At 30.6% G+C, this 16908-nt stretch carries 16 protein-coding genes and 1 pseudogene; 8 read left to right on the top strand and 9 right to left on the bottom strand.

Features of this window, described 5'->3' with window-relative positions:
• Window positions 1-32: 32 nt before the first annotated feature.
• Window positions 33-1103, bottom strand: a complete 1071-nt coding sequence (locus AC2FB1_RS04335) for an NAD/NADP octopine/nopaline dehydrogenase family protein (RefSeq protein ID WP_490674064.1) — start codon at window positions 1101-1103, stop codon at window positions 33-35.
• Window positions 1104-1619: 516 nt separating this feature from the next.
• Here AC2FB1_RS04335 and AC2FB1_RS04330 point away from each other — a divergent pair.
• From AC2FB1_RS04330 to AC2FB1_RS04315, 4 genes and pseudogenes are all read left to right on the top strand, one after another.
• Window positions 1620-2147: pseudogene (locus tag AC2FB1_RS04330) on the top strand (CHAP domain-containing protein).
• Between the two features lie 206 nt (window positions 2148-2353).
• On the top strand, window positions 2354-2683 hold the full coding sequence (locus AC2FB1_RS04325; RefSeq protein ID WP_490674063.1) for a DMT family transporter: 330 nt from the start codon (window positions 2354-2356) through the stop codon (window positions 2681-2683).
• 1 nt (window position 2684) lies between these two features.
• Entirely contained in the window at window positions 2685-2999 is a 315-nt protein-coding gene (locus AC2FB1_RS04320) for a DMT family transporter (RefSeq protein ID WP_490674062.1), read from the top strand.
• Window positions 3000-3078: 79 nt separating this feature from the next.
• Window positions 3079-4038, top strand: coding sequence for a 2-hydroxyacid dehydrogenase family protein (locus tag AC2FB1_RS04315; RefSeq protein WP_490674061.1), 960 nt, complete (start codon window positions 3079-3081; stop codon window positions 4036-4038).
• A gap of 56 nt (window positions 4039-4094) precedes the next feature.
• Here AC2FB1_RS04315 and AC2FB1_RS04310 read toward each other — a convergent pair whose 3' ends face one another.
• The 7 genes from AC2FB1_RS04310 to AC2FB1_RS04280 all read right to left on the bottom strand — a co-directional run bounded on the left by AC2FB1_RS04310 (window position 4095) and on the right by AC2FB1_RS04280 (window position 11919).
• Entirely contained in the window at window positions 4095-5219 is a 1125-nt protein-coding gene (locus AC2FB1_RS04310) for an FAD-dependent monooxygenase (RefSeq protein ID WP_490674060.1), read from the bottom strand.
• A 20-nt stretch (window positions 5220-5239) separates the two neighbouring features.
• Window positions 5240-6025: an N-acetylglucosaminidase gene (locus AC2FB1_RS04305; RefSeq protein ID WP_490674059.1), complete on the bottom strand. Its 786-nt coding sequence runs from the start codon at window positions 6023-6025 to the stop codon at window positions 5240-5242.
• A 23-nt stretch (window positions 6026-6048) separates the two neighbouring features.
• Window positions 6049-6219, bottom strand: a complete 171-nt coding sequence (locus tag AC2FB1_RS04300) for a hypothetical protein (RefSeq protein WP_490674057.1) — start codon at window positions 6217-6219, stop codon at window positions 6049-6051.
• 216 nt (window positions 6220-6435) lie between these two features.
• Window positions 6436-6903 (bottom strand): helical membrane plugin domain-containing protein, encoded by a 468-nt coding sequence (locus AC2FB1_RS04295; RefSeq protein ID WP_490674056.1) that lies wholly within the window; start codon window positions 6901-6903, stop codon window positions 6436-6438.
• 1 nt (window position 6904) lies between these two features.
• Complete coding sequence (gene fdhF, locus AC2FB1_RS04290; RefSeq protein WP_490674055.1) at window positions 6905-9856, bottom strand: formate dehydrogenase subunit alpha; 2952 nt, start codon at window positions 9854-9856, stop codon at window positions 6905-6907.
• Window positions 9857-10076: 220 nt separating this feature from the next.
• Window positions 10077-11024: an LCP family glycopolymer transferase gene (locus tag AC2FB1_RS04285; RefSeq protein ID WP_490674054.1), complete on the bottom strand. Its 948-nt coding sequence runs from the start codon at window positions 11022-11024 to the stop codon at window positions 10077-10079.
• Between the two features lie 115 nt (window positions 11025-11139).
• Window positions 11140-11919, bottom strand: coding sequence for an inositol monophosphatase family protein (locus tag AC2FB1_RS04280; protein WP_490674053.1), 780 nt, complete (start codon window positions 11917-11919; stop codon window positions 11140-11142).
• A 369-nt stretch (window positions 11920-12288) separates the two neighbouring features.
• Here AC2FB1_RS04280 and AC2FB1_RS04275 point away from each other — a divergent pair, with 369 nt between their 5' ends.
• The 3 genes from AC2FB1_RS04275 (at window position 12289) to AC2FB1_RS04265 (ending at window position 14636) form a co-directional block, all read left to right on the top strand.
• Window positions 12289-12996, top strand: a complete 708-nt coding sequence (locus AC2FB1_RS04275; RefSeq protein WP_490674052.1) for a helix-turn-helix transcriptional regulator — start codon at window positions 12289-12291, stop codon at window positions 12994-12996.
• 92 nt (window positions 12997-13088) lie between these two features.
• Entirely contained in the window at window positions 13089-13442 is a 354-nt protein-coding gene (locus tag AC2FB1_RS04270) for a hypothetical protein (protein ID WP_490674051.1), read from the top strand.
• A gap of 321 nt (window positions 13443-13763) precedes the next feature.
• On the top strand, window positions 13764-14636 hold the full coding sequence (locus AC2FB1_RS04265; RefSeq protein ID WP_490674050.1) for a MurR/RpiR family transcriptional regulator: 873 nt from the start codon (window positions 13764-13766) through the stop codon (window positions 14634-14636).
• A gap of 212 nt (window positions 14637-14848) precedes the next feature.
• Here the strand turns inward: AC2FB1_RS04265 and AC2FB1_RS04260 are convergent, their stop codons facing one another.
• On the bottom strand, window positions 14849-16237 hold the full coding sequence (locus AC2FB1_RS04260; RefSeq protein ID WP_490674049.1) for an amino acid permease: 1389 nt from the start codon (window positions 16235-16237) through the stop codon (window positions 14849-14851).
• 326 nt (window positions 16238-16563) lie between these two features.
• Between AC2FB1_RS04260 and AC2FB1_RS04255 the strand changes: the two genes are divergently transcribed.
• Window positions 16564-16908: a hypothetical protein gene (locus tag AC2FB1_RS04255; protein ID WP_490674048.1), complete on the top strand. Its 345-nt coding sequence runs from the start codon at window positions 16564-16566 to the stop codon at window positions 16906-16908.

Raw genomic sequence — 16908 nt, 5'->3', positions numbered from 1 at the left:
TTAAGACCTCTTTTCTATACCAAACATTATATTTATTTTAATCCTAATTTATCTAGGCCAAGTTCTTCTACTGTTAATCCTTCTTTAAAGAAATCACGTTCAAGAATAGTAGAAGCAATGGTAATCACTGCATCAATATTCGGTGTATCAACACCAATTTCACGTCCTAAACTTGACCATAATACAAGTCCATATGCGATATCTTCAGTAAGATAACGATTTTCTACAGAGTTCGGTCCTGGAATTTGTGAAAATACAGGACTTGTATTAAATAAACGATTTAGCGGTTCATCCTCGTCTTTACGTTCTAGATAACCTCGTTGAATACGCGCTTCTTTAGCAGTTAATAATTCAAATCCTAATTTACGTCCTAAAGTTAGACGTTCTAATTCTATGGCATGTAAAAGTCGCACTGTATGTTTTGTGATACCTTCTTTATATAATGCAAATGTATCTGCATAATCTATACGACCTACATTTAATAGTGTAGGAGCTGGATGAACTTCAGGATTTCCATTTTCTAGATTCGTTTTCCACAAACTTTCTTCTTTTACTAATTGTGGATACAATTGACTCACTTTATCAAAACATTCATTTAACTCTCTTTTATTGTATGTTGAGAAAAAGACTTTTCTTACATTAAGAGATAAATCCACTCGAGCCTCTTCAAAATCTACACGTGTTCCGTAAGTAAGTGTATTAGCTTCTGCATATTTAGGTTGAATATTAATATGTCGTTCTTCTAATACATTCATAAATCGAATTGATCCCATAGCTGCTGCGATATTAAAGAAAATAATTTGTTCCGATGTTACATAATGAGACATTACTTTCGCATAATATTCAATATATGAAGAAGGAATCACTACTTGTATAACTTCTGCATCTTTTAATACATATTCAATATCATCACTAATATCTGTAAAAGGCACAAAAGTTTCTTGTCCTTCATTATTAAAATCAAAACCGCCTTTTTCAAGTGCCTTATCAAATTTTTTAATAGATGAGTTGCGACAATATAATTTAACTTCATGACCTTGATTAACCATATCTACTGCAGCAGTTACTGCACCATTTCCCGATCCTACGATTGCAATTTTCATATTTTAATTCCTCATTTCTCTTTATAGAATGTTTAGTAGTATCCATTAAAAATGTATTCTCAAAAAATAAAGATGCAGATATATATGCTGCATCTTCAAAATAGTATTGTTATATTCTATAGCCTAATTTTAATTTTTACAAACACTATTAATATTATGATATCAAACTATACCGTATAATTGTAACAGCTTATCCATATTATATATCTTAATAAAATAAGTTTGTCACAAAAAATTGTAATATAAATTCTATTGATATTATTTAAAAATAGAATTTATATAGGAAAAATGCAGTTTCCAAGAAATATATCAACTAGAAATATTAGACTGTCTTTTATTACATAGTTGTTCAAAAATTTTGAGTTTCATTTATGTTAAAGTAACAATGCTCTATTATGTGTTTTTATCTGCTAAAGTATGAATTGTCGTTAACAGGAACAATTCAATTTTAAAAACATATTCAACATATCACTAAAATCATCCTATTGTTGAATAGTATTTAGGAGGACTTTATTTATGAAAAAAATAATTACAATATCGACTCTAACAGCAGGAATAGGAGCATCTGCTTCGTGATTAAATTATACATCATGCAGACGCAGCAGAATTAACTCAACACCAATCTACACAGCAATTCAACCAACAACAGACAAGTCTATCATCTACCTCAAAATCAACAAGTATAACGAGTACATCAACAAAGACAACCTCTTCAACTAATAATAACTTTTACACTGCTGGTCAATGCACATGGTATGTATATGACAAAGTAAATGGCGCTATTGGTTCAACATGGGTAACGCAAATAACTGGGCAAATGCTACAACAGCAGCTGGATACACAGTCAATCACAATGCCGAAACAGGTTCAATTCTACAAACAACAGCTGGAAGCTTAAGACATGTGGCTTATGTAGAAAGTATGAATAATGATGGATCCATTACAATTTCAGAAATGAATTATACTGGTGGCGCATACGTAACTGACACACGTACAATTTCAGCAAGCGAAGTAAGTTCTTATAATTATATTCATTTATCATAAATATCTAAGATTGATATAACTTAAATATAATAGAATCGCTATTTTATTGTCTCAGATCATCCTTAAAATTATACTATCGTTAACTTAAAGTGAGAAAATGAATTCATAATGAATTCTTTATCACTTTTTTCAAAAATTGCATAGCACTTCATTATTTGAGAAAATATTCCTACTTAATAAAAATAATATAAGGAGTAATAGATGTAATGCAGTGGTTAAAAGTCATTTTATCTGGATTGATAGAAGTTGTATGGGTAACCTATCTAAATTATGCGCATAATGTATTGACATGGATGATTACCATATTATTTATTGCCTTAAGTTTTTATCTAATGCTTTCTGCTACGAAACAACTTCCAGTAGGTACAGTTTATGCTGTCTTTGTTGGCATAGGAGCTGTAGGAACAGTCATCATTGATATGTTATTTATTAATCATACTTTTTCTCTTATAAAGTTATTATTTATCGTTTTATTAATTATAGGTATTATTGGATTAAAACTTTCTACAGATGAGCAATCTGAAGGAGGTCAATAAAATGTCGTGGTTATACCTTTTAGTTGCAGGTTGCTTTGAGATTTTAGGCGTTGTATTCTTAAATGAACTTAATCGTACACATAAAAAAATATATATCCTATTAGGTGCTATTACTTTTATATTTAGCTTTAGCACTTTAAAACTAGCCATGCAATCGATTTCAATGGGAACTGCCTATGCAATATGGACAGGAATTGGTACTGCAGGAGGTGCCCTTGTAGGCATGATTTTCTATAATGAATCAAAAAAATTCATTCGTATCTTTTGTATTGCTTTAATCTTAATATCTGTCATAGCTTTGAAATTGATACAGTAATTTTATTGATATGAATTCTTTGTATCCCTATCTTTCTTTTATTATACTTAGTTTGAAAGAATACAAAGGAGTGAGATGGATGGAAAAAGTATATATAGCTGGTAAAATTCCAGAAGCAGGTTTAAATCTACTTAAAGAACATTTTGAAGTAGATATGTATGAAGGTGAAGGTATCATTGATAAGGAAACATTAAAAAAAGGCGTCAAAGATGCTTCTGCTTTAATTAGCATTTTATCAACTAATGTAGATAAAGAAGTGATTGATAGCGGTAAAAACCTAAAAATCATTGCTAATTATGGTGCTGGATTTAACAATGTAGATGTAGATTATGCACGCGACAAAGATATTGATGTTACAAATACACCGAAAGCATCTACAGATGCAACTGCTGAATTAACATTTGGTTTAGTACTAGCAGTTGCTCGTCGAATCGTTGAGGGGGATAAACTTTCCCGTACAAAAGGATTTGAGGGTTGGGCACCGTTATTCTTTAGAGGCCGTGAAGTTTCAGGCAAAACACTTGGTATTATAGGATTTGGAGAAATTGGTAGCGCAGTAGCTAAGCGCGCAAAAGGATTCGATATGGATATCCTTTACACAGGTCCTCATCAAAAAAAAGAAAAAGAACGTAAAATTGGCGCAAAATACGTTGATTTAGATACTTTATTAGAACATTCTGATTTTATTACAATCAATGCAGCTTACAGTCCAGATTTACACCACATGATTGATTCAGAACAGTTCAAAAAAATGAAATCTACTGCATATATAGTAAATGCAGGACGTGGACCTATTGTCAATGAACAAGCACTTGTTGACGCATTGAAAAATAAAGATATTGAAGGAGCAGCTCTAGATGTATATGAATTTGAGCCAGATATTACTGAAGGCTTAAAATCTTTAGATAACGTAGTAATTACGCCACATATCGGTAATGCTACATTTGAAGCTCGTGACATGATGTCTAAAATTGTAGCTAATGATACAATTAAAAAATTAAATGGTGAAGAACCTCAATTCGTTGTCAACAAAAAATAGTGTTAAATAAAACAGGGAGTTATCATAGAATTCATAACGAACTCTATGATAACTCCTTATTCATCTTTCGTTTTATATAAAAATTTAGTTTGACCACTAAACAATCGTTTTGGTATTCGTTTCATGATAGAATTTCGCAATGTTACGATTATTTTTTTATCTTTTTGAGCAATATTTCCAATTTTTCGAGATCGCTGTATTACTTTTTTAGTATGTTTTACACGCAATTTATTATATCGCTGTAATGCTTTTTCTAAATCATAAGACGCGATACAATTAGCTAAGACAATGGCATCTTCCATTGCTTGTCCTGCCCCTTGCCCCATATTTGGTGTCATTGCATGAGCAGCATCTCCTAGCAAGACTGTACGATGACGTACAAATGAAGATAAAGGTTTTAAATCATATAAATCGTTTTTAATAATACCTGTTTCACTTTGTTTATCTAATAATTCTCTCACTTGATTAGGATAATGATTAAAATAAGCTTGTAAATGTGGTTTTTCAAACGATACATATTTAGAATCTTTCTCATTTGCATTAATTGTAATAAACCAATATGCTTGATTATTAATTAATGGGACAATACCTACGCGTCCACTTCTTCCCCAATATTCATCTGCTGTATCTTGATTCATTATATCCGCTTCTTTTACCAATCCTCTGAAGCACGTATAGCCTTGATACATCACTTTAGAATCTTTGAATAATGCTTTTCTAACTGCTGAATGAATACCATCCGCTCCAATGCATAAATCAAATGTCTGACTTGCATGTTTCGAGAAATGAATCGTCGTTTGTTCAGATTGAGCATCTACTCTAGTCACTTCATAATCTGTAAGTATAGTATTAGGTTTTACATATGAATGTATCAAATCTATTAATGACTGGCGAGATAATGTAACATTTAATGTTTCTTCTTTTAATTTGACAGATGTAAGCAAATCATTTTTATCGCTATAAATATTTAATGCTTTTATATTTTGTCCAGCATTTTTAATACCTTTAGCTAAATCATGATTGCCGAGTTTTTTTAAAACATTATCACCAATGCCAATACCAGCACCCACTTCTTTAATATGAGAATTTCTCTCAAAAACTTTAACTTCATGCCCTTGTTCTTGTAAAAGCGCTGCAACCGTTAAACCACCGATACCAGCACCTATGACTGCAACTTTCATTCCATTACACCTCAATATCTCTATTTATTAGATATATAGTAATTTCTACGTATCTTATCTTTTTTTATACCTAAACGTTCATAATCTTTTTTCATATTATCTGCAATTTTGTCTGCCCATTCAATATCACTCGCATATTGATGAGACCCTGGATTTTTAGGATTCCATCTCATCTGATAAAGCGTAATTTGTTCGTTATCAAAATATTGATGACGAATAAATGACGCACCGCCCATAATCGCTTCACTTGGTGTTGTCCATTTATGTTCTTTAGCATAACTATGACCAGTAGCTATGGCATCTTGATCAAATGCACCAATTCCAAAAAAGTTAAAATATTTATGATTATCCTCTTCAATACCATTTGCAAGTTCGGATTGACCATTCGCTGTTTCTACTATTGCATGATTCATTAAATATATAATATTCACTTGATATTTATCTTGGGCTTTTAAAAATGCTTGGGCCTGACCTGTTAAAATACCTTTATTTTTAAGTATACGTTTTACCTCATCTTCATTCATTGGAACTGTTTTAGATATATCCATATATTTTAAGTCATTATCTTTTTTAGATATACTCATCGCCCTTTTTACTTCATCATTATTTGCCAGAACAAATTGATTATTTTTATCAATAGTATTTAATTGCTCTGATTGAATTTGCTTTTGAAAAGCCTCTTGAAAACTGTACCTTCGATCATTACGTAGTATATCCTTATGATTGATAAAAAGTAGTACAATTAATATTATGAGTACGATAATTAAAAGTAAAGTAGGTAAACGTAAATGATTACTATATTTCATAAATTGGAATTCCTCTAACTGTCTTATTTAGATAAAATACTGTAGGCAACTATAATAGCGATAATAACGATGGCAAATGAAACATTAATGATAATTTTCATGCCCGTACGATCTCGAAATAATACATTAAAAATAACAAGACTAATCGCTAATGAAACGGCAAACATTGCTATTGCTAACATTAATTTCATCATAATTAAAAATATAATTCCTAATACTACAAAAATATTAGAAATAATTGTAATTATTTTAATAATATTCGGATGAATAAGTCCTCTCTCCTTACATTTTAATTTATATACTCTACTTTATAATAATAGATATATACTATATTTTACAAATTCATTTCTAAAAAGACTCCCTAACATAAGTTATCTTATTCTTACATTAAGGAGTCTTGTATATTCAATTTATTTTCTTGACATACCTTTAAGTAAATTTAGCATGTATGTTAAGCTACGATTCATATCATCATCTTTTAGTACTCCCATTAAGTTTCGTATCGTTGTTTTGGCATTTGGACTTGCTTGATTAGCTACATGTAAGCCACTATTAAGTTTATTTAAAAATTGACTCAGTTCTTTAACTTCTAAATTTCCAAGCATAAATACCATTGGAGCTAAATTAGTAATTAAACCAGTGTACATATCTTTATTTAGTTCAGTTGCGAATTTATTTATAATAACTTGACGACCTTTAATACCACCACTAATAGCATCTAAGAGTTTTGCATCATCTAGAGTTTTAATAATACGAATTGCTTTTAAAATACTATCCTTATTTTCAACAATTGCCTCTGTGACTTCATTCAAACTTTCCAATTTAAGTTCTTCTTTTGATTTTTCGAGACGATTAATTTTAGTTATTCTTTCAGCCATATTAATCCACCACATTTCCCGGGAAAGTATAGTCTTTACGTTTCCATTTTTTCTGAACTTGAACACTATATTGCGGATGGCGATGTTTATCTACACGGAAATTCGTAGGATTTAAAGGAGATTTGCCTTTTCTAGTTAAAACCTCTAAACGACAATGTGTACGTTTATAAGATGGCGTATGTGTAGCATAATCCACATCGCTATTCGTTAATTTATTTATAGCCCCTACATCACCATTACTCATAGCATCATTATTCAATGGAATGTATATTTCTTTCCCTTTAACTCTATCAGTAATTGTAGCAACTAAAGTAGCTTCTCCTGTATCAGAAATCAGTTTTACTTCTGCACCTTCATGAATATCACGTTCTTTAGCTAATTCAGGTGAAATTTCTACAAATGCATGAGGCATTTTATATTTAATCATTTCTGTTTGATATGTCATATTTCCTTCATGGAAGTGTTCTAGTACACGACCATTATTCACATGTAAATCATATACTTCATCTTCTTTAAAGAAGTTATCAAATGTTAATTTAAATAATTTGGCACGTTTATTATCGAAATTAAAGCCATCAAGATATAATGTAGGTTGATCTGTGCCATCTGGTGCTACAGGCCACTGTAAACTATTAAATCCTTCTAGTCTTTCATAGCTAACACCAGAATAAGAAGGTGTTAAGCGTGCGATTTCGTCCATAATTTCTGAAGGATGATTATAGTTCCAATCAAAGCCCATTCTTTTAGCAATTAATTGGAAAATTTTCCAATCGGGTTTTGAATCGCCTAAAGGTGATAATGCTTGATTAATTCGTTGAATTCTACGCTCTGTATTTGTAAATGTGCCATCCTTTTCTAATGAAGGACTAGCTGGTAACACAACATCAGCATATGTTGCTGTAAATGTTAAAAATTCATCTTGAACTACCAAAAATTCAACCTTTTCTAATGCGGATTGAACATAGTTAATATTTGAATCTACAATACCTGTATCTTCACCATATAAATACAGTGAATGGATTTTGTCTTCATGAATTCCGTCCATCATTTGATGATTGTCACGACCAGGCGTTGGATTTAATGTGACACCATATTCTTTCTCGAATCTCGCTCTAATTTCATCATTATGTATCATTTGATAACCAGGAAATTGGTCTGGCATACTTCCCATATCACTTGCACCTTGAACATTATTGTGACCACGTAATGGATATGCACCAGTGCCAGGTCTTCTGTAGTTACCAGTTACAAGAAGAAGATTTGAAATTGCTGTACTTGTATCACTACCTATATCTTGTTGTGTGACTCCCATTGCCCAACAAATAGCTACAGATTCTGCTTTTGCACATTCTTCTGCGAAGCTAATTAATCGTTCTTTTGAAATTCCTGTAATTTCTTCAGTAAATTCTAATGAAAATGGAGTTAATGACTCATAATAATCATCAAAGTTGTCCACCCACTGTTTAATAAATTCACTATCATGTAAATTATGATCAATAATATATTTTGTCACAGCACTCAACCATACTAAATCTGTGCCAGGTTTAGGCTGATAAAATTCATCTGCACGTTCAGCCATTTCATGTTTACGAATATCAAAGACATGCATTTTTTGTCCAAATAATTTCTGTGCACGTTTAATTCTTGAAGCAATGACGGGATGTGCTTCTGCTGTATTTGTACCAATAAGTACTGTCATAGCTGCTCTTTCCAGATCATCAATAGACCCTGAGTCTCCACCATGTCCTACCGTTCTAAATAAACCTTTAGTAGCCGGCGCTTGACAATATCTTGAACAGTTATCAACATTATTTGAACCAAATACTTGACGAGAAAGCTTTTGCATTAAATATGATTCTTCGTTTGTACCTTTTGAAGAAGCGATAAATGCTAGGTGATCTCCACCATACTCATTTTTGATACGCTTAAAATTCTCTTCTATAACATCGAGTGCTTCTTCCCACTCAACTTCATGAAATTCATTATTTTTACGTACTAAAGGTTTAGTTAAACGTTGCTCAGAATTAATGTGTCCCCAAGAAAATTTACCTTTTATACAAGTTGAAATTTTATTTGCTGGAGAGTCATGTGATGGTTGAACTTTTAAGATTTCTCTATCCTTTGTCCAAACATCAAACGAACATCCTACACCACAATAAGTACATACTGTTTTAGTTTTATTAATTCTTTCCTTACGCATCTCTGCTTCAGAATCTGACACAGCAAACAATAATCCATCTCCTGGCTCAGCTTTTTTAGTCAAATCAATCATAGCTGCTAATGATCCCGGTTCTGTATCTGTTAAATATCCAGCATTGCCTTCCATATTAACTTCCATCATTGCATTACATGGACACACTGTCGCACATTGACCACACGATACACAAGATGATTCATTTATTGGAACATCATTATCCCAAATAACACGTGGATGCTCACGGTCCCAGTCTATAGAAAGTGTTTCATTCACTTCCACATCTTGGCAAGCTTCTACACATCTGCCACAAAGAATACATTGATCAGGGTCATAACGATAAAAAGGACCATAATCTTTCTCATAAGGCTTTGTTTTATATTCATACGATTGTTCTTGTAATCCCCATGCATCCATTGCATTGTGAATCTCACAATCACCGTTATTATAATCACATACTGTACAATACAGCATATGTTTTTCTAAAATTCTATCCAATGCTTCTTTTTGACTAGCTTTAACTCGTTTATTTTGAGTATTGACTGACATTGGACGGTCAACTACAGTACTACACGCTCTTTCGACTTTACCGTCAATTTCAACCATGCAAGTATCACATGTTTCAATTGGACCCATAGATTCGTTATAGCAAATTGAAGGGACGAAAGTATCACGTGATTTAATAAACTCGAGTAAATTTGTTCCAGGTTCTACAAGATAATCCACATCATCTAGGGTTAAAACTAAATGTTTTTGCATTGCTTTCCCACCTTATATTTATATTCCGTAAATAACCAATTTCATTAACCTACTGTATTGTTCCCCACATTCAATACAGATTAATATTATTGTATAACTAAAACCATAGAATGTTAAGGCTTTCAATAATACATAGTTATTTTTATATATTATTCTTTTAAATAAAAAAATCCGAGACATATCGATAGGTCTCAGATTCTTTTAATCTCCATATAAAACTTTATTTTTTCAAATTATTATTTAGCATCTCAGTCATTTGTGCTTTTGAACTTTCACTTGGAATAAAATACCATAGTCCATCACTTTGAACACCACCCGTACCTTCTAACTGATGCCGATTAACCGTATTATTTGCTTCTTTATAATTACTTCTAATTTCATTTAAATCACCTAATGTTAAATCCGTCGTTACATTTTTTTGAATTTGAGTAATTAACGATGGAAAATGTGTGATTGCTGAAGAGCTAACTATTTTATTTGCCATAGCTTGTAAAACGAGCTGTTGACGTTCCTGACGTCCAAAATCGCCACCTGCACCTGTTTCTTTACGACTTCTAATAAATGACATGGCTGTATCTCCATCAACATGGGTAGATTGTCCTTTAGTAAATGCTGTACCGTGAACTGTAAATGTATCATTACTTACTACATTTATACCACCTACTGAATCAATCATGTCATGTAATCCATCCATATCTATAGTAGCATAATGATCTATTGGTACATTCATTAATTTTTCTAATGATTTAACGGCCATGGTAGGCCCCCCATAAGCATAGGCATGATTGATTTTTTCAGTTGTGTCTCTTCCTACAATTTCTGCTTGAGTATCACGTGGAATACTTACAAGCTCAGTCGTTTTTTTCTTTGGATTAACTGATAAAATCATTATTGTATCACTACGTTCACCATCATTTGTATTTTTCCGTTGTGCATTGGAATCAACACCAAATAATGCAATTGTAAATGGATCTCCATTTCTTAGATTAACATTATTAGAGCGCAATTCAGACTGTTGACGATGAAGTGGATTATGAATTTTATTACCTGTTATAAATATAGTTGTTGCAATAACAATTGCGGTAGCGATAGCCAATATAACAAGTATACTAACTAGCCATATTATTATTTTACTAGAGGAACGCTTTTTTCTCTCAGGACGTTGCATCTTCCCCACTCCTATTCTACCTATATTAAAATATATCTCCATTATTATATATTAAATTTTTAAATTTACTATACAACTTTGGTAGGAAATATATTAATAACCAAGAATAGAATTATCAATGTTTATCATTAATAATTGCTAATATCTCCTCATAGCAACCTTTGTTACTTATAATAAATGGCCCACCCTTAGAGAAATCGAGATGTTGTCCATTCAATTGCGTCATCACTAATCCTAATTCTTTAGCAAATAAAAACTGTGCTGCGATATCCCAAGGTTTAGGGTTTGTATTAAAGTGTGCCCCAAATTGACCTTTGATCACTCGCATTGAATCCAAACCGCAAGCTCCTATATATCTCACACTAAAAGATGATTGATACAAAGCGCTATTTAATTCTTCATCTACGTATTCTGAACTAAATGAAACAATAGCATCTTTAAGCGTCACTCTTTCAGGAGATTCAAGTTTTATATTATTCATAAAAGCGCCTTTATCCTTAATTGCTTTATATATTATTTTATGAGTATAGTCATAAATATAAGATAATTTAGGTTGTCCATTTTCAAAGTAAGCTAAAATAATACAATAATCTTCTTGTTGTTTAACTAAATTGGCTGTTCCATCAATAGGATCCATAACCCAAAGATGACCTTGATATGGTTCAATATCATCATTATTTTTTTCTTCAGCTAATAGCTGATGTGTAGGAAAATACTTTTCAAGATATGCTGCGAAATCATTTTGTATTTGTTTATCTACATTCGTAACTAAATCAAATCGATTTTCTTTTGTTTCAGTAATCATATTTTCAATTAATTTAGGGATAATATCGTCTAAATGCTGAAACCAATTCGTAATATAATTATCTATAGACTGTAGTTGTTGATTTTGCATGATGTCACCTCAATGTTTTTATTCATATTATCATATAATCTATTATTTTTTGAAAATAAAAAAATCGGCTAGTCATTTGCTAGCCGACAAAATAGAAAGGAAAGTAAGTAATAAATATTGAAGATGTTTCGATGTAACCCGAACGACTCACATTGGGCTATCTGTTATATAGCCTCTACCCCTTTGTTTAAAATCGTTCTCCTCTGTTACAAATATTATATTAGCATAATCTTTTATAAATTGTAAGCGTTTTCTAAATAAAAATAGTTCACTATTACACTTTTAATCGACTCATTAATAGAAATGTCTTTAATCCCAGTGTTATGTTATAATTAATGTAATATGTAATGTTCATAGGTGGTGCGTATATTGAATAAATTGGAAAGACAAAATCAAATTATTTCATTAATTCAACAAGGACATAAAATCAATGCTTCTGATTTAGCAAAACAATTTAATGTCTCTACACGTACGATTACTAGAGATATTGATGACTTAGAATCTAAAGGAGTTCATATATACGCTCATAAAGGAAGACATGGTGGATATGAAATTCAAAATACTGATCATCATTTTCAACTTACATTAAACGAATCTGAACTTATTGCCCTATTTTTAACTTTGCAAGAAAGTCAATCTCACTCTACTTTACCTTACACTCAAGAAATTCAATCTATTATCAATCAATGTCTAAAAACGCCTAATACGCAAATTCTAAAAACACTAAAACATATCTCAGATAGTATAAAATTAGAAGATACATATTCTTTAACATTACCACGTATGTTTTCAGATATTTTAATTTATAGTAATGAAAGACATGTCATGCTTGTAGATTTTACAGAGAATAATGAAGTTACTGCAGAGAATGTTATATTCATAGGCTTACTATGTCGTAATGGTCAATGGTTTGCTATTATCTATGAAATTGGCTTCGATAGAACGCGTGAATTATCAATATTAAATATTGTTGATATTTCGTACTCATTTGAAAAGAAAATTCAAACATATGATATTACTATTCATAACTATAAAGAATTTCTACAATCTAAAAATAATGAAGAGAGTGAAGATTAAATACACTCTCGTATATTCCCACTTTCACTCTCAACTATTTAGACTTACACATCACCTATCCTTAGCATCCTCTTTTAAAGGATGACTGTACAATGTATTATAAAACCTCAATATATGACCAACACATTTTAATTCAATTATTAATTTTATTAGAAAAAGCTAAATATTATTACTTTATGGACATAGCACATTTGTCTTTGGGAATTGAAGATTATAATAATTTTATTAATCATTGTCTTTCCCACTTTAAACATAATCAATTAGACACCATTCCATCTCATAATTCTGATTCACAAATGGATTTTTTCAAACAATACAATGAATTAGTGATTAACTTAAAGCAAATCCCACTTCATAATTTTAATAATGGAAATTTAATTATTGATTTACAAGAACGTCAGAATCATATTTATAAAGTTTATAATCAAATTAGTGATTATCAATAACCCTATTTTTTCGATAAGTTTAATAGGTGAATTGTCATCGTAATTTATAGTATGTATAATAATGTTTGATTAATATTAAGTAAAAGCTGCATACTTTTTTTAATTCTAGATATAATGTCATATTGATGGGAGAATATTGCATTATTTCGCTAATACTATACGTAAACCTTTACTTAACTTAATCATTTTACAGTTATTTATCAATATTTGTGGGAATTTAGATGTAATGTATAACGTATTCACATGCCTAGATAGAGATGTTTTCATTTTCATCTATCTATTTATGATGAAAGAAAAACTTTTAATAAATTAGGTGATTGGATGACAAATATTTTAAATAGGATAGATGAAGTCTACGCTTCGTCTTCTAAAAGTGAACAAAAACTTTCACGTTTCATATTAAATTCTCCACATAAATTAGTATCAATGTCTAATGAAGCGATTGCAGATGAGCTGGATATCAGTGTATACTCTATGAATCGTTATAGTCAAAAATTAATTAATCAAAATTTTAAGGCTATACGTGATGAAATTAAGCAATGGTTTCCAAAGCAAGTTACACCATATAATATTAAGTTAGTAAAAAATGAATCAGTAGAAAGTTTAAAACAAAAATTATATCTTCAAACTAAAACGTCGTTAAAACAGAGTAATCATTTTATAGATCATCAAACAATTGATGCTATTTGTGAAACCTTTAAACAGGCACATACCATTTTTCTATATGGATGTGGAACTTCTTATGTTTGTGCACTTGAATTTTATCAGAAATTATCTCGTATTGGTCTAAATATTCAATTAGTTCAAGATACTCATTTACTTACTACTATGTTGTCCACACATAACAAAAATGACTGTGTCGTTTTTATCACAAATAGTGGTGAACAAAGTGAATTACAAGCCATGGTAAAAGTCGTTAAAGATTTTAATCTTTCAATGGTTACCATTACAAGTTCTTATAACAATTCAATTGCAAAAGATTCTGATTTAGTTCTAACGTATAACGAAGATTATAAAAACGAACTGTGTATGAGTGCTACGACTGCATTATTTGCACAATTATATACGATTGATATTATATTTTATCGCTTTATAGCGCGTAATTATCACACTTCTTTAGATTTTATGACACAATCAAAAATTGCATTAGATAATTATCACAAATATTTATCAAAAATTGAATTTAAACATTAATAAAAAGAGTGGAATAGCATTCACTTTTCCACTCCGATTCAAACTTGCGTTGAACGTTGCCTTTCTGCATGGAATTCTCTATGTTGGGTCACTGAGTACAATTGAAAATATCTTAATATAATCGTATTTTCAATTCAACTCTCTACTGCCAATATGTAAAAAAATCTGAGACACTTAGTTATGTCTCAGATTTTAAATACATATTTATATCATTATTTTACTTTTGTTATTGAATCATTTTTATGATGACCACGAATAAAGTAATAAACTGTAACTCCCGCTAGGAAAATAATACCTATAACCACTGAAATAACTGTATCTTTATTAAATAACATACCAATTAAAACAATGAGTAAAAAAATAATTGTAATAACACTAGCAATTGGACCTCCCGGCATCTTAAATGGATGATTTTCAACTTGCTCTGGATGTAATTTTCTAAAACGTATATGACTAATTAAAATCATAAACCACGGAATCATACCTGGTAAAATAGATGCACTATAAACATATACGAAAATACTATCAGCACCTTTAATGAACAAAGGTAAAATAACATTTAATAAAGCTCCGATTAAAATACCAATTGCAATAGTTAATACAGGATAAATTGGCACACCATTTTTCATGACCCGTGTAAAGATTTTTGGCATTTGTCCTTTTTGAGCAAGTGTATATATCATACGACTTGCACTAAAAATTCCCGAGTTACATCCTGATAATGCGGCAGTTAATACAACAAAGTTGATTAAACCTGCGGCAAATGTAATACCAATTTTAGAGAATGTAGCTACAAAAGGACTACCAATATTTCCTAATTGATTCCAAGGATATATTGAAACAATAACAAAAATAGCACCTATGTAAAAAATTAATATACGCCATATAACGCCGTTTACAGCACTTTTAATATTTTTTTGAGGATTTTTTGTTTCACCTGCAGTAATACCAATTAGCTCAACCCCTTGATAAGAACCAATAACGATTGAAAGTGCAAAAAAGAAACCAACTAATCCATTTGGCATAAATCCACCATGTTTCCATAAGTTAGAAATACCGATTGGATGTCCTCCATTACCAATTCCAAAGAAAATCAATCCTAATCCAGCAATGATCATTAGTATAATTGTTACAACCTTTATCATTGCAAACCAAAATTCAAATTCTCCAAAAGCTTTAACTGAAGCTACATTTGCTGCTAATAATAATAATACAGCAATCACACCTGGTATCCATTGTGGCAAGTGAGGGAACCAATAATTCATATATTCTCCTACGGCAATGACTTCACTCATCCCAACAACAATCCACTGGAATATATTACTCCATGCTGTCATATAGCCAGCAGCTGGATGTATGTAATCACTAGCAAATGTTGCAAATGAACCTGTTGTTGGATTTAAATAAATCATTTCTCCCATTGCTCTCATAATTAAGAACAAAAATAATCCTGCTATTAAATATGCAAAAATAACTGACGGTCCAGTCCATTTAATTGTACTTGTTGCCCCCATAAATAAACCTACACCGATTGTCCCACCAAGCGCAATCATTCTAATTTGACGTGCACTAAGTCCCCTATGTAATTCATGGTTATCCATAAAAATACCCCATCTCTATTTGGACTAAGGTGTGATATTTTTAAACTTTAGAAAATATTTATTACATTTTCTTAGTCAGCATATCCTTTACCTTATTGAAGTTATTATACTATAATTTTCAGAAAATAAAATAAATTTTTCAAAAATATACGTAAGCGCTTCCGTTAATTGATTTAGATTTTTCAATATTTAAAAAATGTATAACTTAATACTTTTATTATTACTTTAGTTTTAAATTGATAATAAAGTCATTAAACTAATATATTTAATTGAATACTTGAATAGTATGCTATACTGCTTATATAGAATTAAAGGAGTTTAACCTTATGCATCATTTATTAAAAAAGGATATAAAAATATCTATTATTTTTGCTATTGTGTTTTTTTTATTAAACTTTTTTAGTGAAAAACAGCACATGGTTGGTTCGCTAATGCTACGAACTCTTTTAGCAACTTTAGCATTTTTCTTACTATATTTAATTGCATTTTCAATCTTTAATTCTGATCAACGTAAAATAAAATTTAGTATTACTTTATCTATCGCAGTAATTATCTTTTTAATTATAGGAACATTATTATCTTCTCCAAAGTTCGGTGTTTTAATAGGAATCTGTGTAGGTATTATTGCAGGATTTATATGGGAATGGATTGAAAAAAGAAAAGGAGAATAA

The sequence above is a fragment of the Staphylococcus sp. CoH_129_LAB_1 genome (assembly GCF_058191515.1).
This window is presented reverse-complemented; position numbering and strand designations above follow the sequence as displayed.

What these genes read in the sequence shown, in the direction of transcription:
- fdhF (WP_490674055.1), bottom strand. Translation starts at nt 9,856, where the DNA reads ATGCAAAAACATTTAGTTTTAACCCTAGATGATGTGGATTATCTTGTA.
- AC2FB1_RS04280 (WP_490674053.1), bottom strand. Translation starts at nt 11,919, where the DNA reads ATGCAAAATCAACAACTACAGTCTATAGATAATTATATTACGAATTGG.
- AC2FB1_RS04310 (WP_490674060.1), bottom strand. Translation starts at nt 5,219, where the DNA reads ATGAAAGTTGCAGTCATAGGTGCTGGTATCGGTGGTTTAACGGTTGCA.
- AC2FB1_RS04335 (WP_490674064.1), bottom strand. Translation starts at nt 1,103, where the DNA reads ATGAAAATTGCAATCGTAGGATCGGGAAATGGTGCAGTAACTGCTGCA.
- AC2FB1_RS04295 (WP_490674056.1), bottom strand. Translation starts at nt 6,903, where the DNA reads ATGGCTGAAAGAATAACTAAAATTAATCGTCTCGAAAAATCAAAAGAA.
- AC2FB1_RS04260 (WP_490674049.1), bottom strand. Translation starts at nt 16,237, where the DNA reads ATGGATAACCATGAATTACATAGGGGACTTAGTGCACGTCAAATTAGA.
- AC2FB1_RS04315 (WP_490674061.1), top strand. Translation starts at nt 3,079, where the DNA reads ATGGAAAAAGTATATATAGCTGGTAAAATTCCAGAAGCAGGTTTAAAT.
- AC2FB1_RS04320 (WP_490674062.1), top strand. Translation starts at nt 2,685, where the DNA reads ATGTCGTGGTTATACCTTTTAGTTGCAGGTTGCTTTGAGATTTTAGGC.
- AC2FB1_RS04305 (WP_490674059.1), bottom strand. Translation starts at nt 6,025, where the DNA reads ATGAAATATAGTAATCATTTACGTTTACCTACTTTACTTTTAATTATC.
- AC2FB1_RS04285 (WP_490674054.1), bottom strand. Translation starts at nt 11,024, where the DNA reads ATGCAACGTCCTGAGAGAAAAAAGCGTTCCTCTAGTAAAATAATAATA.
- AC2FB1_RS04270 (WP_490674051.1), top strand. Translation starts at nt 13,089, where the DNA reads ATGTATTATAAAACCTCAATATATGACCAACACATTTTAATTCAATTA.
- AC2FB1_RS04265 (WP_490674050.1), top strand. Translation starts at nt 13,764, where the DNA reads ATGACAAATATTTTAAATAGGATAGATGAAGTCTACGCTTCGTCTTCT.
- AC2FB1_RS04255 (WP_490674048.1), top strand. Translation starts at nt 16,564, where the DNA reads ATGCATCATTTATTAAAAAAGGATATAAAAATATCTATTATTTTTGCT.
- AC2FB1_RS04300 (WP_490674057.1), bottom strand. Translation starts at nt 6,219, where the DNA reads ATGATGAAATTAATGTTAGCAATAGCAATGTTTGCCGTTTCATTAGCG.
- AC2FB1_RS04325 (WP_490674063.1), top strand. Translation starts at nt 2,354, where the DNA reads ATGCAGTGGTTAAAAGTCATTTTATCTGGATTGATAGAAGTTGTATGG.